Origin of the sequence: Paraburkholderia atlantica, from assembly GCF_000092885.1 — a bacterium.
Classification (GTDB): domain Bacteria; phylum Pseudomonadota; class Gammaproteobacteria; order Burkholderiales; family Burkholderiaceae; genus Paraburkholderia; species Paraburkholderia atlantica.
In genome coordinates, this window is sequence record NC_014117.1 from 2,942,760 (window position 1) to 2,963,563 (window position 20,804).

Annotated in this window: 22 protein-coding genes; 9 read left to right on the forward strand and 13 right to left on the reverse strand. The window is 65.2% G+C overall.

The annotated features are described in order from the left end of the window. Nucleotides 1-78: 78 nt before the first annotated feature. The 4 genes from BC1002_RS13210 to BC1002_RS13225 all read right to left on the reverse strand — a co-directional run bounded on the left by BC1002_RS13210 (nucleotide 79) and on the right by BC1002_RS13225 (nucleotide 3,398). Nucleotides 79-510, reverse strand: a complete 432-nt coding sequence (locus BC1002_RS13210; RefSeq protein ID WP_013090530.1) for an ExbD/TolR family protein — start codon at nucleotides 508-510, stop codon at nucleotides 79-81. Nucleotides 511-601: 91 nt separating this feature from the next. After that, on the reverse strand, nucleotides 602-1,318 hold the full coding sequence (locus BC1002_RS13215) for a MotA/TolQ/ExbB proton channel family protein (protein WP_013090531.1): 717 nt from the start codon (nucleotides 1,316-1,318) through the stop codon (nucleotides 602-604). 78 nt (nucleotides 1,319-1,396) lie between these two features. Then, entirely contained in the window at nucleotides 1,397-2,194 is a 798-nt protein-coding gene (gene dapB, locus BC1002_RS13220) for a 4-hydroxy-tetrahydrodipicolinate reductase (RefSeq protein WP_013090532.1), read from the reverse strand. Between the two features lie 367 nt (nucleotides 2,195-2,561). Further along, nucleotides 2,562-3,398 (reverse strand): outer membrane protein assembly factor BamE, encoded by an 837-nt coding sequence (locus BC1002_RS13225; RefSeq protein WP_013090533.1) that lies wholly within the window; start codon nucleotides 3,396-3,398, stop codon nucleotides 2,562-2,564. Between the two features lie 152 nt (nucleotides 3,399-3,550). Between BC1002_RS13225 and fur the strand changes: the two genes are divergently transcribed. Then, on the forward strand, nucleotides 3,551-3,979 hold the full coding sequence (fur, locus tag BC1002_RS13230; protein WP_013090534.1) for a ferric iron uptake transcriptional regulator: 429 nt from the start codon (nucleotides 3,551-3,553) through the stop codon (nucleotides 3,977-3,979). A gap of 104 nt (nucleotides 3,980-4,083) precedes the next feature. On the opposite strand, the gene BC1002_RS13235 is transcribed toward fur, so the two are convergent. The 3 genes from BC1002_RS13235 to BC1002_RS13245 form a co-directional block, all read right to left on the reverse strand. Next, nucleotides 4,084-4,596 carry an ureidoglycolate lyase gene (locus tag BC1002_RS13235; protein WP_013090535.1) on the reverse strand — a complete coding sequence of 171 codons (513 nt, stop codon included), beginning with the start codon at nucleotides 4,594-4,596 and terminating at the stop codon, nucleotides 4,084-4,086. Nucleotides 4,597-4,623: 27 nt separating this feature from the next. Continuing rightward, entirely contained in the window at nucleotides 4,624-5,634 is a 1,011-nt protein-coding gene (gene alc / locus BC1002_RS13240) for an allantoicase (RefSeq protein WP_013090536.1), read from the reverse strand. A 131-nt stretch (nucleotides 5,635-5,765) separates the two neighbouring features. Then, complete coding sequence (locus tag BC1002_RS13245) at nucleotides 5,766-7,094, reverse strand: C4-dicarboxylate transporter DctA (protein ID WP_013090537.1); 1,329 nt, start codon at nucleotides 7,092-7,094, stop codon at nucleotides 5,766-5,768. A gap of 235 nt (nucleotides 7,095-7,329) precedes the next feature. Between BC1002_RS13245 and BC1002_RS13250 the strand changes: the two genes are divergently transcribed. Beyond that, nucleotides 7,330-8,016, forward strand: a complete 687-nt coding sequence (locus BC1002_RS13250; protein ID WP_013090538.1) for a FadR/GntR family transcriptional regulator — start codon at nucleotides 7,330-7,332, stop codon at nucleotides 8,014-8,016. Nucleotides 8,017-8,092: 76 nt separating this feature from the next. Here the strand turns inward: BC1002_RS13250 and gap are convergent, their stop codons facing one another. Together gap and tkt are read right to left on the reverse strand one after the other, a co-directional pair. Next, nucleotides 8,093-9,103 carry a type I glyceraldehyde-3-phosphate dehydrogenase gene (gap, locus tag BC1002_RS13255; protein ID WP_013090539.1) on the reverse strand — a complete coding sequence of 337 codons (1,011 nt, stop codon included), beginning with the start codon at nucleotides 9,101-9,103 and terminating at the stop codon, nucleotides 8,093-8,095. A 112-nt stretch (nucleotides 9,104-9,215) separates the two neighbouring features. Next, a complete protein-coding gene (gene tkt / locus BC1002_RS13260; RefSeq protein ID WP_013090540.1) occupies nucleotides 9,216-11,237 on the reverse strand; it encodes a transketolase in 2,022 nt (673 codons plus the stop codon). A gap of 269 nt (nucleotides 11,238-11,506) precedes the next feature. Here tkt and BC1002_RS38280 point away from each other — a divergent pair, with 269 nt between their 5' ends. The 3 genes from BC1002_RS38280 to BC1002_RS13275 all read left to right on the forward strand — a co-directional run bounded on the left by BC1002_RS38280 (nucleotide 11,507) and on the right by BC1002_RS13275 (nucleotide 13,122). Next, nucleotides 11,507-11,815 (forward strand): hypothetical protein, encoded by a 309-nt coding sequence (locus tag BC1002_RS38280; RefSeq protein WP_162094065.1) that lies wholly within the window; start codon nucleotides 11,507-11,509, stop codon nucleotides 11,813-11,815. 133 nt (nucleotides 11,816-11,948) lie between these two features. Continuing rightward, nucleotides 11,949-12,362, forward strand: a complete 414-nt coding sequence (locus tag BC1002_RS13270) for a VOC family protein (RefSeq protein WP_008923880.1) — start codon at nucleotides 11,949-11,951, stop codon at nucleotides 12,360-12,362. Between the two features lie 19 nt (nucleotides 12,363-12,381). Further along, nucleotides 12,382-13,122: a 16S rRNA (uracil(1498)-N(3))-methyltransferase gene (locus BC1002_RS13275; RefSeq protein ID WP_013090541.1), complete on the forward strand. Its 741-nt coding sequence runs from the start codon at nucleotides 12,382-12,384 to the stop codon at nucleotides 13,120-13,122. 129 nt (nucleotides 13,123-13,251) lie between these two features. On the opposite strand, the gene BC1002_RS13280 is transcribed toward BC1002_RS13275, so the two are convergent. The 3 genes from BC1002_RS13280 to BC1002_RS13290 form a co-directional block, all read right to left on the reverse strand. Next, on the reverse strand, nucleotides 13,252-13,812 hold the full coding sequence (locus BC1002_RS13280) for a barstar family protein (protein ID WP_013090542.1): 561 nt from the start codon (nucleotides 13,810-13,812) through the stop codon (nucleotides 13,252-13,254). A gap of 16 nt (nucleotides 13,813-13,828) precedes the next feature. Further along, nucleotides 13,829-14,242, reverse strand: coding sequence for a ribonuclease (locus tag BC1002_RS13285; RefSeq protein ID WP_013090543.1), 414 nt, complete (start codon nucleotides 14,240-14,242; stop codon nucleotides 13,829-13,831). A 420-nt stretch (nucleotides 14,243-14,662) separates the two neighbouring features. Further along, on the reverse strand, nucleotides 14,663-17,002 hold the full coding sequence (locus BC1002_RS13290; protein ID WP_013090544.1) for an NADP-dependent malic enzyme: 2,340 nt from the start codon (nucleotides 17,000-17,002) through the stop codon (nucleotides 14,663-14,665). A gap of 176 nt (nucleotides 17,003-17,178) precedes the next feature. Here BC1002_RS13290 and thiL point away from each other — a divergent pair, with 176 nt between their 5' ends. The 4 genes from thiL to BC1002_RS13310 all read left to right on the forward strand — a co-directional run bounded on the left by thiL (nucleotide 17,179) and on the right by BC1002_RS13310 (nucleotide 19,918). Next, the gene (gene thiL, locus BC1002_RS13295) at nucleotides 17,179-18,180 is read left to right on the forward strand and encodes a thiamine-phosphate kinase (protein WP_013090545.1); all 1,002 of its coding nucleotides are present in this window, start codon (nucleotides 17,179-17,181) and stop codon (nucleotides 18,178-18,180) included. Continuing rightward, nucleotides 18,170-18,745 (forward strand): phosphatidylglycerophosphatase A family protein, encoded by a 576-nt coding sequence (locus tag BC1002_RS13300; RefSeq protein ID WP_013090546.1) that lies wholly within the window; start codon nucleotides 18,170-18,172, stop codon nucleotides 18,743-18,745. The genes thiL and BC1002_RS13300 overlap by 11 nt, the downstream gene beginning before the upstream one ends. 108 nt (nucleotides 18,746-18,853) lie before the next feature. After that, nucleotides 18,854-19,354: a CinA family protein gene (locus BC1002_RS13305; protein ID WP_013090547.1), complete on the forward strand. Its 501-nt coding sequence runs from the start codon at nucleotides 18,854-18,856 to the stop codon at nucleotides 19,352-19,354. Nucleotides 19,355-19,387: 33 nt separating this feature from the next. After that, entirely contained in the window at nucleotides 19,388-19,918 is a 531-nt protein-coding gene (locus BC1002_RS13310; RefSeq protein WP_013090548.1) for a cupin domain-containing protein, read from the forward strand. 61 nt (nucleotides 19,919-19,979) lie between these two features. On the opposite strand, the gene pyrF is transcribed toward BC1002_RS13310, so the two are convergent. After that, entirely contained in the window at nucleotides 19,980-20,795 is an 816-nt protein-coding gene (gene pyrF / locus BC1002_RS13315) for an orotidine-5'-phosphate decarboxylase (RefSeq protein ID WP_013090549.1), read from the reverse strand. Nucleotides 20,796-20,804: the final 9 nt, after the last annotated feature.

The following is a 20,804-nucleotide window of genomic DNA, read 5'->3' on the forward strand; positions in this document are numbered from 1 at the left end:
GCCGCTACGCGCGGCATGGCGGGGCGGGGTATGCCGGATTCGTCGACGCGGTGCGCGCCCGGCGGCGCCCGGCGATGCTCAGTGCTGCGCGGCGGGCGGCGGCGGGTCCGTCACGAAGCCGATCCGCTCGAGCCCCGCCTGCTGCGCGGCGCCCATCACCTGCGCGATCACTTCATAGCGGGTCGAGCGCTCCGCGCGCAGTTGGATGTCCGGCTGGTTCGCCTGCTTGCCGGCCTCGGCGAACTGCGCGCGCATCTGCGCGAGCCTGATCGGCTTGCCGTTCCAGTAGAGCTTGCCGGCGCCGTCGATCGACAGCGAGATGGTCTGGGGGGTCTGGCGCGCGGGCGCCGCCGCGACCTTCGGCAGCTCGAGCCGGATCGCGTGCGAGAACAGCGGCGCGGTAATGATGAAAATCACCAGCAGCACCAGCATCACGTCGATCAGCGGCGTCATGTTGATCTCGGCCATCGGGGCGGCCGTCTGCTTCTTCTCGAGTCCGCCGAATGCCATGTCGCCTCCTTGCGTCTGAGCTTGGTCCTGCGATGGGCAGTGTGTCGTGTGGGGTAGGTCGCGATTTATCGTGCCCGCCGCACACCAGGCGTCAGCGGTGTGCCTCGTGCGCCGCCTGCTGCGCGCGCGGCGGCGTCGGCGCGTGCTCCGGGGAGCACACGTACGCGTGCAGATCGTGCGCGAAGCCGTCCAGCTCCTCGGTCAATTGCCGCACGAGGCGGCCCAGCACGTTGTACCCGAGCACGGCCGGAATCGCGACCACCAGACCGAACGCGGTCATGATCAGCGCCTCGCCGACCGGTCCTGCGACGTTCTCGATCTGCGCCTGCCCGCTCGCCGCGATGCTGCCCAGCGCGTGATAGATGCCCCACACGGTGCCGAGCAGACCGACGAACGGCGCGGTGCTACCGACCGACGCCAGCAGCACCTGACCGAACTCGAGCCGCCGGTGCGACGCGTTGAGCGCCTGGCGCAGCGCGCGCAGCACCCGTTCGCTGCGCTCGACGCGCGCGAGCAGCGCGCCCGGAATGTCGACCTCGGCCGCATGGAGCGCCGCTTCGGCGAGCGGCGCGAACACGCGCTCGCGGTCGGCGCGGCGCAGGATGGCGACGCCCTCGGCGAGCGTCGGAGCCTGCCAGAAGCGCGTGATCGCTCGCGAGGACTGGCGTTTCGCGCGCGTCAGAATCCAGCTCTTGACGATCAGAAAACACCAGCTCGCAATCGACATGGCCAGCAGCACATAGGCGACGGCATGCGTAATCGCGTCGCTCGTTTGCAGGTAATGGATGATGCCGCTGCTGCCTGTCATCTGACCTCGCCTTGGGAAAGTGACTTCGGGAGGGCGCGCTCGGGATGCGCTGCCCCGCCTATGCGCAACCAACTTCGCTCAACGCAGGCCGAGCACGTCCTGCATGTCGAAGAAGCCGTTGTCGTGACCTTCGAGGAAGCGTACAGCACGAAGTGCGCCTTGTGCATACGACAGGCGGCTCGCCGATTTGTGCGTGATCTCGATGCGCTCGCCGATGCCCGCGAACAGCACCGTATGATCGCCGACGATATCGCCGCCGCGAATCGCCGAGAAGCCGATCGTCGACGGATCGCGCTCGCCGGTCACGCCTTCACGGCCGTAGACCGCGCAATCGTCGAGATTGCGGCCGAGCGCGCCCGCGATCACTTCGCCCATCGTCAGCGCGGTGCCGGACGGCGCGTCGACCTTGTGGCGATGATGCGCCTCGATGATCTCGATGTCGTAGCCGGTCGAGAAGTGCCGCGCCGCGTATTCGAGCAGCTTCAGCGTAACGTTCACGCCGACGCTCATGTTCGACGCGAACACGACGCCAATCTTCTGCGCCGCCGCGCGCAGCTGCGCTTTTTGCGCGTTGTCGAAGCCGGTCGTGCCGATCACCATTTTCACGTCGTGGCGTTGCGCGGCTTCGAGATGCGCGAGCGTCGCATCCGGGCGCGTGAAGTCGATCAGGTAGTCGGATTCGGCAAACACGCGCTCGATATCGTCGGACAGCAGCACGCCGGTCTCTTTGCCGAGGAACGCGCCGGCGTCCTGGCCAAGCTGCGGCGCGCCCGTGCGGCAGAGCGCGCCGGACAGCGTCGCGTCGGCATCGTTGAGGACGGTTTCGATCAGCATGCGGCCCATACGGCCCGATGCGCCTGCAATGGCAATTTTCATGACGATGAGGATTCGAAAAGAGTCAACCGGGATGGAGCCCGGCAAACGCGGCCCGGCGAATGCACCGACCAGTGTGCCGGGGAATGCGCCAGCTCGATATAGGGACAAGCGGCGACAGGCGGCACGATCTTGCGGCAACACCGGTCGGCTCGCTGCGGAAGTCAATGCGCGCGGCCAACCGGGACGGCTCGCTTATATGACTGACTGATACGGCCCGCTGCGGCGACCCACTGCCGCGACCCACTGCGGCAACGGGTTCATGCGGCCCAAGCGGCGCATTTCGGCCTCGCCTGACGCCGGACAAACACACATCTGACGGGCGCCGGCCATCTGGCGCGCAGCCCGCCTTACAACACCGACGAGTGGATCAGTTGCTCGTTCCGGACGTCGACGGCGAAGCGCTCGGCGTCGAGCTGTCGCCGCTTTGCGAGCCCGTCGGGCCGACCGGGTTGCTCTCGTTTTCCGGCGCCGGCGGCGGCGGACGTTTGAACTGGAACTGCGGCTGACCACCGGCCGTCGGGCCTTGCGTCGGGATCCCGCCAGCGCCCGCTCTCGGCACGGCCGAACGCACGGACGGCGTGCCGCTCGGCGTCGACACCGCGCTGGTCGCGCGATTGGCCGCCTGGGCGGCTTCCGCGTTGGCGTCCATGGACGGCGTGGCGGCCTGCTGGGCGCCTTCTACCGACGGCGAGCGCGTCGTATCCACCGTGGCCGGCGCCGCGGCGGCTGCGGCCGCGCTTGCGGCGGCTGCGTCGCTGGCGGCCACGGCCGCGCTTGCGGCGGCCGGCGGCGTCGCGGTCGAGCGGCGGCCACTGCGGTCGCCGTCGATTTCGGCCAGCAATTCGAGATTGGTCGGCAGATCCTCGCCGCCCGTCCAGTGGGTCACGGTGTCGCCCGAGAAGAACACGACGAAGTCACGCTGCTGAACGATCGCGGTGTTGCCGCGCTTGAAATAGAACGTGTAATCCCACCGATCGGCGTGGAACATGTCGGTCAACAGCGGCGTGCCGAGCACCTGACGCACCTGCGCGCGCGTCATGCCGACCTTCATCTGGCCGGCCATTTCCTGCGACACGAAGTTACCTTGCACGACCGTAATCCGATACGGCGTAATGCTTTGGGCAACGCGCTGGGTCAGGCTGTCGTACGTGGAACATCCGGCAAGAACCGCGACAGTCGCAACAGCGATCAAGGTACCCCGCATGCGGCTCCCCCGGTAAATCAATTGAGATTTAGAAATCATTTCACTCACCGTGCGGGCCCGCTTGCGGGCCGCGCTCATTCCATCGAAAATGACCAGAACGGCAAAACACATTACTATGAGAGCCCAGCATTGTACTCTAGGGATCCCTTGTCATGACCAATCCAACCGATCTCAAGAATATCGGGCTCAAGGCGACCCTTCCGCGCCTCAAAATCCTTGAGATTTTCCAACACAGCCCGGTGCGTCACCTGACCGCCGAAGACGTGTACCGCAACCTTCTGCACGAGGAACTCGATATCGGTCTCGCCACCGTGTATCGCGTGCTGACACAGTTCGAGCAGGCCGGCCTGCTTTCGCGCAGCAATTTCGAATCGGGCAAGGCGGTCTTCGAACTCAACGAGGGGTCGCACCACGACCATCTCGTGTGCCTCGATTGCGGGCTGGTGGAAGAGTTTTTCGACCCCGAAATCGAAAGTCGTCAGCAGTCCATCGCCAAGGCACGCGGCTTCAAGCTGCAGGAACACGCGCTGGCATTGTATGGGGCATGCACGAAGGAGAATTGCCCGCATCGTAAGCACTGATGCGTCGCGGGCCGCCTGCGAGTGCGCGGCCTGGCAAGTCAGAAGAAAGACCCGACCGATGGGGATCGGTCGGGTCTTTTTCATTCAGTCGGCGGCAAATACGGCTATCCGACCAGCTCCACGCTCGGCTCGAAAGCGAGCCGCCACGGCTCGGCCAACTGCAATTCGTCGCAATTCGGCGCGTCGCCGCCACGATCGACGACAAGGAAGTCGCTAACCTGATCCAGCGCGAGCAGCGGATGGTGCCAGACCCCTTTCGCGTAGTTGACGCCCTGCCACGCGTCGGTCCAGAACCCGCGCATCTGCGTGGCGTCGAACTCGCCGGCCGGCGCGACCACCACCAGATAGCGGCCCGCGCACAAGGGAATGAAAGCCTGGCTGCCGAGCGGATGCCGCTCCATCATCGTGATCTCTACCGGCAGCGCGCGCGGCTGCGCGCGAAACAGATTGACGAGCGGCCGGCCGCCCTGCTCCGCCACGTCGACGCGCGCGAGGTCGTGATAGCGCTCGGTGGTGCCGCCATTGATCGGAAAATGACGCGCGCCGTCGAGTTCGATCACATCGCCGAACGGCGCGAAGGCCGCGCGCGTCAGGCGTTCCATCTGCAGGATCTTCATGCGTGCCGCTCCATCACGTAGCTTGCGTTAAGCGATCTCGCCCCACAGACGCAGGCGCGACACGCCGCCGTCCGGGAAGATGTTGAAGCGCACGTGCGTGACCGGCCCGAGTGCGGCGAGGTCGTCCGTGAACGTGTGCACGTGATCCATCTGCAGCTTCTGTTCGCCGAGCAGCACCGGCCAGAACATCGCCTGTGTGACGAGGGAATCGTCGGTGCCACCGGTCACCGATGCCGCCTGCAGCGAGCAGCGGTCCGGGAAGTTGCCTTTGAAGTGCGCCGTGTCCACTTCGATCCTGCGGATCACGCCGGGCCGCGCGAGCGCGACGATCGCCCAGTCGTTGCCCGGCTCGCGACGCCGCCGGGTTTCCCAGCCGTCGCCCATGTTCACGCCACGGCCCGGCATCAGCATCTGCGAGGCTGGCCCGAAATGCTGGTTGTTCGCGGCGACGAGGTACGCGCCGTTTTCGATCGCGGCAAGATCGAGCAGCGTGCCGCGCTCGACGCGGCTCCAGTCGCGCTGCGGCTGGCCGTATACACGCAGTCGCGCGAGCCCGCCGTCCGGATACAGATTCACGCGCAGATGGGTGACCGGGCGCGCGTCTTTCACCTCGACGTAGTGATGCTGGTTGCCCTGGAGCGTCGTCGCCGGCACGAGCGGCTGCCACTCGGCGTGCTCGGGCGGCACGTCGGCGTCGCTGTGGCAGGCATCGATCGACGCCGCCGGCGGGAAATTGCCGGTGAAGTGGCTCGTGTCGAGATCGACGCCATGCACGACGCCCGGCCGCGCGAGACGGATCACGCAATGGTCGTGGCCGTTCGTGCGCTTGCGACGCGTCTCCCAGCCGTCCATCCACTTGCCGTGGTCGTCGTATTTGCCCGGGATGAACACCGCCGGCTGCGGCTCGAGCATGCGCTCTTTCGGTGCGAAGAATTCGTCGCTGGCGAACAGCGCTTTCGCGCCGAGGCGCGGATCGGCGAGGTTCATGTAGCGGCGCGTGAAGGCGGGAGCGTTCGGGTCGAGGATCGGGTTGGCCATGATGTCGGTCAGTGTCGAAGAGGTCAGAAACAACCGGCGGCGCCATGGCGGCCGCCGGTCTGCGAAAAAGGTCGAAAAGCTGTCTAAAACGATGCCGGTTGGTCTGGTCCGACCAGATCGCCGTGCCGCCGTCAGACTGCCGGCGCGTGTTCGCCCGCACCCGGCTCGGCGAGCGTGTCGTCGACGGCGGGCACGTAGCGAAGTGCCGCATCGCGATTCAGCACGCGGTGCGCACGCGCCTTGTCGATATCGTTTTCCCACACGGCGACCACCACCGTCGCGACGCAGTTGCCGATCAGGTTGGTCAAGGCGCGGGCGATGCCGACGAACCAGTCGACCGGCAGAATCAGCACGAGGCCGAGCACCGGAATCGCGGGAATCGCGGACAGCGTCGCCGCGAGAATCACGATCGCCGAGCCCGGAATGCCGTGCGCGCCCTTCGACGTCACCAGCGACACCAGCACCACGACGATCAGGTCATGAATCGACAGCGGGGTGTTGGTCGCCTGCGCGATGAACAGCACCGCCAGCGTCAGATAGATCGAGAAGCCGTCGAGGTTGAACGAGTAGCCGGTCGGAATCACGAGACCGACCGTCGAGTCCTTGACGCCCATCCATTCGAGCTTGCGCATGATCTGCGGCAGCACGGCGTCGGACGACGCGGTGCCGAGCACGATCGACAGTTCTTCGCGCAAATAGCGGATCAGCTTGAAGATGCTGAAGCCGGCGAACCGCATCACCGCGCCGAGCACGAGCACGACGAACACTACGCAGCTCGCGTAGAACACCAACACCAGCATGCCGAGCTGCTTCAGCGACTCGACGCCGTAGGTGCCGGTCGTGAACGCGATCGCGCCGAGCACGCCGAGCGGCGCGAGCTTGATGATGAAGCCCATCACACGGAAAAACACCTGCGAAAGCTCATCGATCAACCCGCTCACGCGTTGCGCGCGCTTGCCGAGCAGCGACAGCGCCGAGCCGAACAGCACCGAGAACACGAGGATCTGCAGGATGTCGCCGGTCGCGAACGCGTTGATCGCCGTATCGGGGATGATCTTCAGCAGGAAGCCCGCGGTGTCCTTCAGGCTCTTCGCGTGCTCGGTATAGGTGGTGAGCGACGCCGCGTCGAGCGAACTCAGGTTCACGTTCATGCCGGCGCCCGGACGCGTCGCGTAAGCGAGCACCGCGCCGATCACGAGCGCGATCGTCGTCATCGCCTCGAAATAGATCACCGACTTCAATCCGACGCGGCCGACCTTGCGCAGATCGCCAGCGTGCGCCATGCCGCTCACTACTACGCAGAACACGATTGGCCCGATCACCATTTTGATCAGCTTCAGGAAGCCGTCGCCAAGCGGCCGCAAGGACTGCGCGAAATGCGGAAACACGGCACCGAGCACGATGCCGACCACGAGCGCTATCACGACCCGGCCAAATAGCGAATTGAAGAATTTCAACACGGCTTCCTCCTGCGGATGGTTGTCTCGATCACTTCTGTTCAGACTGGTCCGACCAGAACTGTTATGGCGAATAGTAGGAAGCGGATATAGTCCCGTCAAGGATTGATCGAACAGTGTTTACCCGTTGTTTTTTCGGCGATTCCGGGCCGGGGTCGGGTTTTCTCAGGTCGTGCGGCGCGCCGTTTTCGAGCGCGTATTAGAATTGCGGTCAGACCACGCCACCAAGTGAGTTTTTATGAAAAACGTCCCGCACACCGTCACCGACGCGGCCATCGCGACGATTCGCGAGCGTATCGAGGGGGGCGTCTATCCGGTGGGCAGCCTGCTGCCGGCGCAGCGCCAGCTATCCGATGAACTGTCGATCAGCCGAGCGTCACTGCGCGAAGCGCTGTCCACGCTCGAAGCGCTCGGCCTGCTGGTGATCCGCCCCGGCAAGGGCGTGTACGTGGAAAGCGCGCAGGCGAAAACCGCTCAGGCGTGGCGTTTCGCCGAGCAGTCGTCGCTGCCCGACACGTATCAGATGCGCTACGCGCTCGAAGGCTTCGTTGCACGCATGGCGGTACTCGCGGTCACCAAAGACGACCTCGCGTGGCTCGAGGAAAACGTCACCGCGATGCAAAGCGCGCTCGCCTGCGAGGAACTCGACGAAGCGGCGCGGCTCGACTACGCGTTCCATATGCGCATCGTCAGCATCGCGGGCAATGCGGCGATCGAGTCGATCCTGCGCAGCAGCGCCGAGATCATGAAGGAAAGCCAGCGCATGCCGTTCTACCGGCGCGAGCGGGTGCTATCCACCTACACCGAGCATCGCGCGATTCTCGACGCGCTGAAGGCCCGCGACTCGCTCGCCGCCGGCAAGGCGATCGAGACGCACATCGCGAACGCTGCGCAGCGCGCGGGCGTCTATTTCCCGACGCCGTAGCCGCCGCGCCGATACCGCAGACGAAAAAAAAGCCGCTCCGAGGAGCGGCTTTTTCATGCAGCGCGAAACCCGGAACTTACTTCGCGTTCGCGAGCGCCACAGCCGTGTCCAGCATGCGGTTCGAGAAGCCCCACTCGTTGTCGTACCAGCTCGACACCTTCACGAGACGGCCCGACACCTTGGTCAGCGTCGAGTCGAACGTCGACGAAGCCGGGTTGTGGTTGTAGTCGATCGACACGAGCGGCGCGTCGTTGTAACCGAGAACGCCCTTCAGCGAGCCTTCCGATGCTTCCTTCATGATCGCATTGACTTCCTCGACCGTCGTATCGCGCGCAGCGATGAACGACAGGTCGACGACCGACACGTTGATCGTCGGGACGCGGATTGCGTAGCCGTCCAGCTTGCCGTTCAGTTCCGGCAGCACGAGGCCGACCGCCGATGCCGCACCGGTCTTGGTCGGGATCTGGCTATGCGTGGCCGAACGCGCGCGGCGCAGGTCTTCGTGGTACACGTCGGTCAGAACCTGGTCGTTCGTGTACGCGTGGATCGTCGTCATCAGGCCGTTCACGAGACCGATCTTGTCGTTCAGCGGCTTGACCAGCGGCGCGAGGCAGTTGGTCGTGCACGATGCATTCGAGATGACCGTGTCCGATGCCTTCAACACGTTGTGGTTCACGCCGTAGACGACGGTCGCGTCGACATCCTTGCCGCCCGGCGCCGAGATGATGACCTTCTTCGCTCCGCCCTTGATGTGCGCGCTGGCCTTTTCCTTGGTCGTGAAAAAGCCCGTGCACTCCATCACGACGTCGACGCCCAGTTCGCCCCACGGCAGTTCGGCCGGGTTGCGGTTCGCCAACACACGGATCTTGTCGCCGTTCACGACGAGGTAGTCGCCGTCCACCGACACCTGGCCCGGGAACTTGCCGTGCGCGGTGTCGTACTGCGTCAGGTGGGCGTTGGTCTTCGCATCGCCCAGATCGTTGATGGCGACGATTTCGATATCGTGCTTCTTGCCGTTTTCATAGAAGGCGCGCAGGGTATTGCGGCCGATCCGGCCGTAGCCGTTGATTGCGACGCGAATCGTCATGATTTATCTCCTGATGGCTAAAAAATCCGTTTATGTTCGCCTGGTCGGACATCCGGTTCGGTGCGTCGCCCCGCGCAGCCACGAGGGGCGCAAGGGCAACGCGACGCAACCATCAGCCGAGAGCGGCCTTGACCGTCGCCACCACGTGCTCGACGGTGAAACCGAAATGCTTGAACAGCACACCTGCCGGGGCCGATTCGCCGAACGTGTCGATGCCGACCACGCCGCCTTCCAGACCCACGTACTTGCGCCAGAAATCCGACACACCCGCTTCGATCGCGACGCGGCGCACGCCATGCGGCAGCACGCGTTCGCGGTACTCGGCGTCCTGCTTGTCGAACACGGTCGTCGATGGCATCGACACCACGCGGGCGGCGATGCCTTCGCGCGCGAGCGGCTCGACGGCCTTCATCGCCAGTTCGACTTCCGAGCCCGTCGCGATCAGGATGATCTTACGCGCGACGATCTCTTCGTCCCAGTCGCGCAGCACGTAGCCGCCCTTCTCGATGTTGGCGATCTGCGCGTCGGTGCGTTCGTTGAACTGCAGGTTCTGACGGCTGAAGATCAGGCACGACGGACCTTCATGTTCGATCGCATGGGTCCAGGCCACCGCGGTTTCGACCGTATCGGCCGGACGCCACGTTTGCAGATTCGGGATCAGGCGCAGGCTCGCGACGTGTTCGATCGACTGGTGGGTCGGGCCGTCTTCGCCGAGACCGATCGAGTCGTGCGTGAACACGAAGATCGATTGCGACTTCATCAGCGCGGCGACGCGCAGCGCATTGCGGCTGTAGTCCGAGAACGTCAGGAACGTGCCGCCGAATGCCTTGTAGCCGCCATGCAGCGCGACCCCGTTGATTGCCGCGCTCATGCCGAACTCGCGCACGCCGTAGTTCACGTAGTTGCCGGCGGCACGGCCTTCGGCGTTCACGCGCACCGGCTTCGCGGCCTTCCAGTTGGTCAGGTTCGAGCCGGTCAGGTCGGCGGAGCCGCCGAGCAGTTCGGGCAGCGCGGCCGACAGGCCTTCGATGGCCTGCTGCGACGCCTTGCGCGTCGCCACGGTCTCGGCGCGTTCGTTCGCGCCGGCGATGATCGCCTTTGCCTTGTCCTTCCAGTCGGCCGGCAGCTGCTTCGCGCTGCGGCGCTTGAACTCGGCCGCTTCCTGCGGATACTTGGCCGCGTAGGCAGCGAACGCCTTGTCCCACTCGGATTCGAGACGCGCGCCCGCATCCTTCGCATCCCATGCCGCGTAGACTTCCTGCGGAATCACGAACGGCTCCCACTTCCAGCCGATCGCTTCACGGGTTGCCGCGATTTCCTTGTCGCCGAGCGGCGCGCCGTGCGAGTCGTGCGAGCCCGCCTTGGTCGGCGCGCCTTCACCGATCACGGTCTTGCAGCAGATCAGCGTCGGCTTGTCCGACTGCTTCGCCTGCCTGATCGCCGCATCGACCGCGTCGACGTCATGGCCGACCACGTTCGGGATCACGTTCCAGCCGTACGCTTCGAAGCGCTTCGGCGTGTCGTCGTGGAACCAGTGCACCACTTCGCCGTCGATCGAGATGCCGTTGTCGTCGTAGAACGCGATCAGCTTGTTCAGCTTGAGCACGCCCGCGAGCGAGCAGGCTTCGTGCGAGATGCCTTCCATCAGGCAGCCGTCGCCGACGAACACGTACGTATGGTGATCGACGATCTTCGCGTCGGGCTTGTTGAATTCGGTGGCGAGCAGCGACTCGGCGAGCGCCATGCCGACCGCGTTCGCAAGACCCTGGCCGAGCGGGCCGGTGGTGGTCTCCACGCCCGGCGTGATGCCGTATTCCGGGTGACCCGGCGTCTTCGAATGGAGCTGGCGGAAGTTCTTCAGTTCTTCCATCGGCAGGTCGTAGCCGGTCAGATGCAGCAGCGAGTACAGCAGCATCGAGCCGTGACCGTTCGACAGCACGAAGCGGTCGCGATCGGCCCATTGCGGGTTCTTCGGGTTATGGCGCAGATGACGCGACCACAGGGCAACGCCGATTTCGGCCATGCCCATCGGCATGCCGGGGTGGCCGGAGTTCGCCTTTTGAACGGCGTCCATGGACAACGCGCGGATCGCGTTGGCCATCAGGGAGGTGGGTGCGGGAGACGGGGTCGTCATGTCGAGTCCGGAGACAGAGTCAGAAAGCGGGGCGCGCTTGAGGCCCGGAAGCTCGGCGGCCAGTTCGCTACGGCGCACGATGCGGCGCCAGGAGACGCGAAACGGGCAGAGCAAGCGGACAAGGCTGAAAGCGTCACATTCTAGCAGAAGGTTAACCCCTACCCGGCCGGAAAGCCGCTTGGCCGCGTGGTTCAACGCACTCCGCCCGGCGGCGGAATTTACAATTCGAGCAGCTGTTTCGCACACGCTGCCGATCGAGCCCGTCCGCCGTGAACGCCCCGCTATTGTTCCAGCCTTGTGCCGACGCCGTCTACGGATTTCCTCATGCGCGCCTCGATTCGTTCGATGCCCAGACGCCTGTCGCGCTTCGCGACTGCCCGCCGGATTCGACCGCGGCCGGTCTGTACACCGACGTTCTGCGCACATCGCACATCGCCGGGCTGCCCGGCGATATGCGCGCCGTGCTCGCCCGCTCGCAGAACGCCTCGCCGCACGCGACATCGATTCGCTGCGTCATGACGAACCAGCCCTGCACGCGGGGCTACTCTCGGCAGCACGAACGGCGCGCGATAAACTGAGTCCGACGACGAAGCCATCCAATTGAAGAAGCGCGGCCACCTTGCGCGAATCGGTTCGAGCGATGCCGGCATGCCGCGCCCGACCGAAACCCGCAACAGTGGCCTCGCTGCCCCACGAGATCCGGAGAACCCCATGACCGCCCCCCGCCCCGCCGGTGTGCCCTGGCTGACCCCCTATCTGACGGTGCGCGACGCGCGCGCGTCGACGGCGTTTTTTTCGGCGGCGTTCGGCTTCGACGTGCGCGACAGCGTCCAGGACGACGGCGTCGTCATGCACGTCGAAATGACCTATCAAGGCCAGTTGATCGTGATGTTCGCGCCCGAAGGCGCGTTCGGCTCGACCGCGAAGACACCGAAAAGCGCGGGCACGATCGCGCCGCAATCGTTTTATGTCTATGTCGAGGACGTCGACGCCGTGTATGCTCGCGCGCTCGCGGCCGGCGCGAAGTCGCTGAGCGAGCCGCAAGACCAGTTCTGGGGCGACCGCTTCGCGCAGGTCGAAGATATCGACGGCTATCGCTGGGCGCTCGCCCGCCACCTTTCCTGAATCCAGGAGTCTTTCGTCGATGCCCCGTTTTTTTGTTGATGCGCTGCTTTACCCCGACGACGTGATTGCATTGCCCGACGACGTCGTGCGCCACGTGGCCGTGCTGCGTTTGCAGCCTGGCGATTCGCTGGTGCTGTTCAACGGCCGGGGCGGCGAATACGGCGCCGAACTCGTCGAGGTCGAGCGCCGTTCGGCTCGCGTGAAAATCGGCGAATTTCGCGCGGTGGAGGTCGAGCCGCCGTATCGGCTGACGCTCGCCCAGGGCATCGCCGGCGGCGACAAGATGGACTGGCTGATCGAGAAGGCGGTCGAGCTCGGCGCCTCGGGCTTCGTGCCGCTCGCGACCGCACGCAGCGTCGTGCGGCTGACCGGCGAGCGCGCGCAGCGGCGGCAGCAGCACTGGCAAGGTGTGGTGCGAGCGTCTTGCGAACAGTGCGGGCGGAATCGGCTGCCGGACGTCACCCCGGTGGGTGAGATTGGTCCGTGGCTCGATACCCTATCGCGCGAGCCGGCGCCCGACGAACTGCGCCTGCTGCTGTCGCCGCGCGCGAGCATCGGCTTCGCGGCGCTGCCCGACGCGCCGCCGCCTGGCGGCGTAACGCTGCTGATCGGCCCCGAAGGCGGCCTTTCCGCCGACGAGGAAGCCGCCGCCGTCGAGCAGGGCTTTACCGCGGTTGGCCTGGGACCGCGTGTACTGCGCACCGAGACCGCGGGGATCGCGGTGCTGGCGGCACTCGCGGCGCGCTGGGGCGGTTGGTAAGGGCCGCTTGGCGAAGTAGCGCCACAAAAGGCAAAGGCCCGCTAGTTAGCGGGCCTTTGCCGTCTATACTGCTTCGTTCACCGCAAGATCCGAGCAAGTACGCCCGAACAGGCGAACATCCTCCGAGCCTCAGGCGAACGAGTAAAACACCCGGAACGCAACCTTGCGCTCGGCCCAGAATTCGGCCGCTTCGCGGAACACGTCGAGCAGCGTCTCGCGCCCTTCCTTGTCGAATTTCTGCGCGATCGGCAGGTGTTCGAGCACGATCACGAAGCCGGGCTGCGCGCCGGCCTTGTGCACGAGGTCGGTCAGGCAATCGTAGAGCGCGTCGTAGTTTTTGCCGAAATGCTTGGGAAACAGGAACGACGTCGCGATCGTCTCGAGCACTTCCTGCTTCGAGGCGGCGTTCGCGCAGTATGCATACAGAAAGTGCTGACCAAGGTGGTTGGCCTCGTCGGCGAGATCCTGCACGCGAAACGCGCGGATCGACTGCACGATGTTCGGCCGCACCGTCCTGAAAAGGCTCATGGGCTCTTCGTTCGATGAAACCACCGTGCCAGCCTCGCTTTGGTTGTCGCGACCCTGCTCGTCGGCGCGCATCTTCATGACGCGTTGGAACAAATTGCCGTCGCCGGCCGCGAAAAGATCCGTCGCGACTCCGGAATCGTGCGCGTAGATGTTGTCGCTCATGCCGTTCATCCCAATGTCATTCAACAATACGGTTAAAACTGGTGTAATGGTCGTCCGAGTAATAACAATTGTCGGTTCGCTGTAGCGGACCTCCGCAGACGATGCGGCGCGCCCCGCGATTACGCTCGTGAGGCGTGGGGACGGTGTATTCGTGGTAATAGCCTCGCCGATGGGCGGGCAGCACCCGTTCGTAGTTGCCGAATACGATGCCGTCCTTCTGATATGGGTAAGGCCCGCCGGTAGCAATGAGGTTCAACGTATCGACGGCCTCGCGCGGCAATTGCGCCAGCGCGATGGTGCCTACCTGCGCTTCCGCCGCAGCTGGCGCCGAGTAATCTCGCGCCAGCGCCTCGGGCGCCGAACCTGACAACGCGCAGAGCGCGGCAGCACCGATCAGCACGCCTTTCATGCGCAACCAGTTGCGTGCCATGTATCAGGTTTCCCGCTGTCAGACCACGAGTTTGACGACCATGAAAGTCGTAAGGGTATCGCTAATAGCCTTTGGAATCAACGTTCGACGGCCCGGCGACACCCGGCGTCACTGCCTGGAAAAGCCGGCGGTCGGGCCTTTGACGACTTTTGACAGAATGTTTAGCTCGATCGGGCTAAACTGACCTCAACCCTGATCGAACGCAGTGCAGACAGTGCGAGCGGCCGCTGGCCGAGGCGATCGATTGCGGTTTTAGAGCCTGGAACTACTCAGCCGAAAGGCTGTGTCATTGCCATTTTTCGGGGTGGCGATCCCCAGCTTGCCCTGAGGGCGTGCCCATTGCGGGCACGCCATTTTTTTCAGGTTGCACCGGTTGGAGAATCGGCGCCGGGCCCGTCGCGGCCCGGTCACGATGCGCGGTTAGCGGGTTGCGCTGACGTCCGCAACCAGCAGCGCCGCCATGTTGACGATCCGGCGCACCGTCGCCGACGGCGTCAGCACGTGCACCGGCTTGGCCGCGCCGAGCAGGATCGGGCCAATCGCGATGTTGTTGCCCGCCGCCGTCTTCAGCAGGTTGTACGCGATGTTGGCCGCATCGATGTTCGGCAGCACCAGCAGGTTGGCATCACCTTCGAGCGTCGAATCGGGCAGCACTTCGCGGCGCAGATTGGAGTCGAGCGCGACGTCGCCGTGCATTTCGCCGTCAACCTGCAGCTCCGGCGCGCGTTCACGCAGGATCTCGAGCGTATCGCGCATCTTCTGCGCGCTCGGCGCGTTGCTCGAACCGAAGTTCGAATGCGAGACAAGCGCGACCTTCGGCTCGATACCGAAACGGCGCACTTCCTCGGCCGCCATGATCGTGATCTCGGCCAACTCCTGCGGCGTCGGATCGACGTTCACGTGCGTATCGACGAGGAAAATCTGCCGATTCGGCAACACCAGCCCGTTCATCGCCGCATACACCTTCGCGCCCGGCTTCTTGCCGATCACCTGGTCGATGAAGTGGATGTGACGGTGCGTCGTGCTGACCGTGCCGCAGATCATGCCGTCCGCCTCGCCCTTCTTGACCATCATCGAGCCGATCAGCGTGGTGCGGCGGCGCATCTCGAGCTTGGCCATCTGCGTGGTGATGCCCTTGCGCGACATCATCTTCGCGTATTCCTGCCAGAACTCGCGGTAACGTTCGTCATGATCGGTGTTGACCACTGTGTAATCCTGCCCGGCGACGAGCCGCAGACCATAACGCGCGATCCGCTGTTCGATCACCGCAGGCCGGCCGATCAGAATCGGCTTGGCAAGCTTTTCGTCGACGACGATCTGGATTGCGCGAAGTACACGTTCCTCTTCGCCTTCCGCGAACACGATACGCTTCTTCTCCGGCTCGACGCTGCGCGCGAGCTGGAAGATCGGCTTCATCGTCGTGCCGCTGTGGTAGACGAATTGCTGCAGATGCTGCGCGTACGCGTCCATATCCTCGATCGGGCGCTCGGCGACGCCGCAGTCCATCGCGGCCTTCGCCACCGCAGGCGCGACCTTGACGATCAGACGCGGATCGAAGGGCTTCGGAATCAGATATTCCGGTCCGAACGACAGATCCTGAATGCCGTACGCAGTCGCGACGATGTCGCTCTGCTCCTGGCGCGCCAGTTCGGCGATCGCGTTGACGGCGGCGATTTCCATTTCGCGCGTGACCGTCGTCGCGCCGGCATCGAGCGCGCCGCGGAACAGGAACGGGAACACCAGCACGTTGTTGACCTGGTTCGGGTAGTCGGTGCGGCCCGTGCACAGCACCGCGTCCGGACGCACTTCGAGCGCGAGTTCCGGCAGGATTTCCGGCGTCGGATTCGCGAGCGCCAGGATCAGCGGCTTGGCGGCCATCTTCTTGACCATATCCTGCTTGAGCACGCCGCCAGCCGACAGGCCAAGGAACACGTCCGCGCCGTCGATCACCTCGGCGAGCGCGCGCGCGCTGGTTTCACGCGCGAAACGCTCCTTGTCCGGGTCCATCAGTTCGGTGCGGCCCTTGTAGACGACGCCCGCGAGGTCGGTCACGGTGATGTTTTCGAGCGGCAGGCCGAGGTCGACCAGCAGGTCCAGACAGGCGAGCGCCGCCGCGCCAGCGCCCGAGGAGACCAGCTTGACTTCCTTGATGTCCTTGCCAACGACCTTCAGACCGTTGGTGACCGCCGCCGCGACGACGATCGCCGTGCCGTGCTGGTCGTCGTGGAAGACCGGAATCTTCATGCGCTTGCGGCATTCGCGTTCGACGATGAAGCAGTCCGGCGCCTTGATGTCTTCGAGGTTGATGCCGCCGAAGGTCGGCTCGAGCGCGGCGATCACGTCGACCAGCTTGTGCGGATCGGTCTCATTGATCTCGATATCGAACACGTCGATGCCGGCGAACTTCTTGAACAGGACGGCCTTGCCTTCCATGACCGGCTTCGACGCGAGCGGGCCGATGTTGCCGAGACCCAGCACCGCGGTACCGTTCGTGACGACGCCGACAAGGTTGCTGCGCGCGGTGAAGCGCGCGGCGTTCAGCGGGCTCTCGACGATTTCCTCGCACGCGAACGCGACGCCAGGCGAATACGCCAGCGCGAGGTCGCGCTGGTTGATCATCTGCTTGGTCGGGGCGATCGCGATTTTGCCGGGAGTCGGGAACTCGTGGTAATCGAGAGCTGCTTCGCGGAGTTTGGTATTGACGGGATTCGACATAAGGCGGGCTTCGGAGGGCAGATTAGAATAGACGTTCGACGGCATTGTAGCCCCAATTGCCTACTCAATTCCTTCAATACGGGTACAACTGCCGCGACTGAAACAGCGTGAAAGCGCGTTGCCCGTTGCACGGTTGGTCCGGCGCTTGCGGCGGGGCATTACGCTCGAACCTCTCGATCCACGCTATTTCTCCAACCGTTCTCCGCTCATCGTCCGCCATCATGCTTTCCGAGTTTTCGCTGATCGACCGCTTCTTCGCCCGCCGCGCCGCCGACGCACGGCCCTCCAATGCCGAAGGCGGCACTCTCGGCATCGGCGACGACTGCGCGTTGCTGGCACCGCCTGCAGGCGAAATGCTGGCGATATCGACGGACATGTTGGTCGAAGGCCGCCATTTCTTCGCCGATATCGATCCCGAAGCACTCGGTCACAAGGCGCTCGCGGTCAACCTGTCGGACCTCGCCGCGATGGGCGCCCAGCCGCGGGCGTTCACGCTCGCCTTCTCGCTGCCGCAAGCCGACGAAGCCTGGCTATCGGGGTTCAGCGAAGGCCTGTTCGCGCTGGCCGAGCGCTATGGTTGCGAGCTGATCGGCGGCGATACGACGAGCGGCCCGCTCAATCTGTGCATTACGGTGTTCGGCAGCGTGCCGCCGCAAACGGCATTGCGCCGCGATGCTGCGCAACCCGGCGACGACATCTGGATTTCCGGCACGCTCGGCGACGCGCGCGCCAGCCTCGGCGTGCAGCGCGGCGAATGGTCCGCCGACGCGAACGACGCCACGGCGTTCCGTCAGGCACTCGAACGGCCTGAGCCGCGCATTGCGCTCGGCCTCGCGCTGCGCGGCGTCGCACACGCGGCGCTCGACCTGTCGGACGGACTCGCCGGCGATCTGCTGCATATCCTCGAGCGCTCGTCGGTAAGTGCGAGCGTCGACGTCGATGCGGTGCCGCGCTCGGCCGCGCTGCGCCGCCTGCCGCCCGACGTGCAGCAGCGCTGCACGCTCGCCGGCGGCGACGACTACGAGCTGTGCTTCACCGCGCCCGCCGCCGCGCGCGCCGCGGTCGAGGCGGCCGCGCAGACGGCGGCTGTGCCGGTCACTCGCATCGGTACAATAAGCGCACTTGAGGCGGCCACCGACCGCCCGGCCATCGCGTGGCGCAACGCCACCGGCGCGCCGCTCACTCTGACGTTGCAAGGTTTCGATCACTTTCATGCAGAATGACCCCCCGCTCGGCCCCGCCGACGACTTCCTCGGCAGCGAGCCGCCCCAGGCGCCAAGACCGCGCGCGCCGAAGCCCGCTCAGCCACGCCGCGCGACCGCGCGCTTCATGCTGTCGCATCCGGTCCACATCCTGTCGCTCGGTTTCGGCAGCGGGCTGTCGCCCGTCGCGCCGGGCACGATTGGCACCCTGTTCGGGTGGGCGTCGTTCGCGGTACTGAGCCGCTATCTGACCGTTATCGAATGGGGCGTGTTGATCGGCGTCGGCTTTCTCGCCGGCATCGCGCTGTGCGGCTTTACCGCGAAGCGGCTTGGCGTCGAGGACCCGTCGGCGGTCGTGTGGGATGAAATCGTCGCGTTCTGGCTCGTGCTGCTGATGGTCACGCCTGCCACGCTCGCCGCTCAGGTGTGGGCGTTCGTGATCTTCCGCTTCTTCGACATGGTGAAGCCGCCGCCGATCGGCTACTTCGACCGCCGGCTGAAAGGTGGCTTTGGCATCATGTTCGACGACCTGATCGCCGCGTTCTTCACGTTGCTCGTGATTGCGCTGTGGCGGATGTCGGTTTGAGCGCTGCCCGAGTGCTACCTGATCATCGTTCGACTCTTTTAGTCACCGCCCGGCCTCGCCGTTCGCCGCGCCTCACGGCCGGCTTCGTTTTCCGGATTGACTGACGCCATGCCTACCGATTCCGTCGTTCACCAGCTTGCGATCCGCGTGAGCAACCGTCTGCGCGACGAGCGACTGATGCTCGTGACCGCCGAGTCCTGCACAGGCGGCATGGTCGCGACCGCGATCACCGACATCTCCGGCAGCAGCGGCTGGTTCGAACGCGGCTTCGTCACGTATTCGAACCAGGCGAAGAGTGAAATGATCGGCGTGCCGGCCGACCTGATCGAAAAGCACGGCGCGGTCAGCGAACCGGTCGCACGCGCGATGGCCGAAGGCGCGCTGCGTAACAGCCGCGCGCAGGTGTCGCTGTCGATCACCGGTGTCGCCGGGCCCGGTGGCGGCACCGAAACCAAGCCGGTCGGCATGGTGTCGTTCGGCTGGACCAACCGGCTGCATACGTCGGTGGAAACGAAGATTTTCAAGGGCGATCGCGAGCAGATCCGGGTACAGGCCGCGGCGCACGCGCTTCGCGGTCTGCTGGCGCTACTCGACGAACGCGAGCATTGAGCGGCGCCTGACTATCGCTGAGGAGGCGGACCTATGCCGGATTCGCGCGCGAACGCAGAACAACTGATCCGCCGCTTCGATCTGAAGCCGCATCCTGAGGGCGGTTTTTTCGCGGAGACCTATCGCTCAGCCGCGCGTGTGCTGCGCGCCGGAGAACCGAGCGAGACTGAGAACACCCGTGCGGCGTCGACCGCGATTTACTACCTGCTGTGCGACGGCGCGCATTCGGCATGGCATCGGATCCGTTCAGACGAGGTCTGGCATTTCTACGCCGGCGAGCCGCTGCTGGTCCACGTGCTCGATGAAAGCGATGCCGGCGGTGCGCTCGTCACGCACCGGCTCGGCAATCCCCTCACTCATCCCGATACGGTGTGTCAGGCCGTCGTGCCGGCCGGCATGTGGTTCGCGGCCGAGTGCGCCGATCCGGTGGCGTTCGCGCTGGTCGGCTGCACGGTCGCGCCGGGTTTCGAATTCAGCGAGTTCGAGCTCGCGGAGCTCGACTCGCTGAAGGCGCGGCATCCGCGCCATGCGGAGTTGATCGGGCGGCTCGGACCGGCGCGCTGACGCGTCGCCCGCCGCGGGATCGCCCGCCGCGGGATCGCCCGCCGCGGGATCGCCCGGCGAATCAACGAAACGCGTTGATCCGGTCGCGCGTGTCTTTCGCGGCCTGCGCGGCCGCTTGCGCGAAGTCGTCACCCTTGCCCGCGTAGATGATTGCGCGCGAAGAGTTGATCAGCATGCCGGTGCCGTTCGCGGTGCGTCCGGCGCTGACGGTGGCCTGCACGTCGCCGCCTTGCGCGCCGATGCCCGGAATCAGCAGAGGCATGTCGCCGACGATCCCGCGCACCACTTCGATTTCCTTCGGAAACGTCGCGCCGACCACGAGCCCGAGCTGACCGGTCGCATTCCACTTCTGCGCGGCCAGTTGCGCGACGACCTGGTACAGCGGCCGGCCGCCCGTCTCGAGAAACTGCAGATCCGAGCCGCCCGCGTTCGACGTGCGGCACAGCACGATCACGCCCTTGCCCGCGTGCTCGAGATACGGCTCGATCGAATCGAAACCCATGTATGGATTGACCGTGACCGCGTCGGCCTGGTAGCGCTCGAACGCCTCGCGCGCGTACTGCTCGGCGGTGCTGCCGATATCGCCGCGCTTGGCGTCGAGAATCACCGGCAGGCCCGGATGGTTCGCGTGAATGTGGGTGATCAACTGCTCGAGCTGGTCCTCCGCGCGATGCGCGGCGAAGTAGGCGATCTGCGGCTTGAACGACGACGCATACGGCGCGGTTGCATCGACGATCGTGCGGCAGAACTCGAAGATCGCGTCGGCGCGGCCCGCGAGCGCGCCCGGAAATTTGCTGGGCTCGGGATCGAGCCCAACGCACAGCAGCGAGTTCGTGCGCTGCCAGGCGTCGTTGAGTGTCTGAATGAAGTTGGACATGGTGAGTCT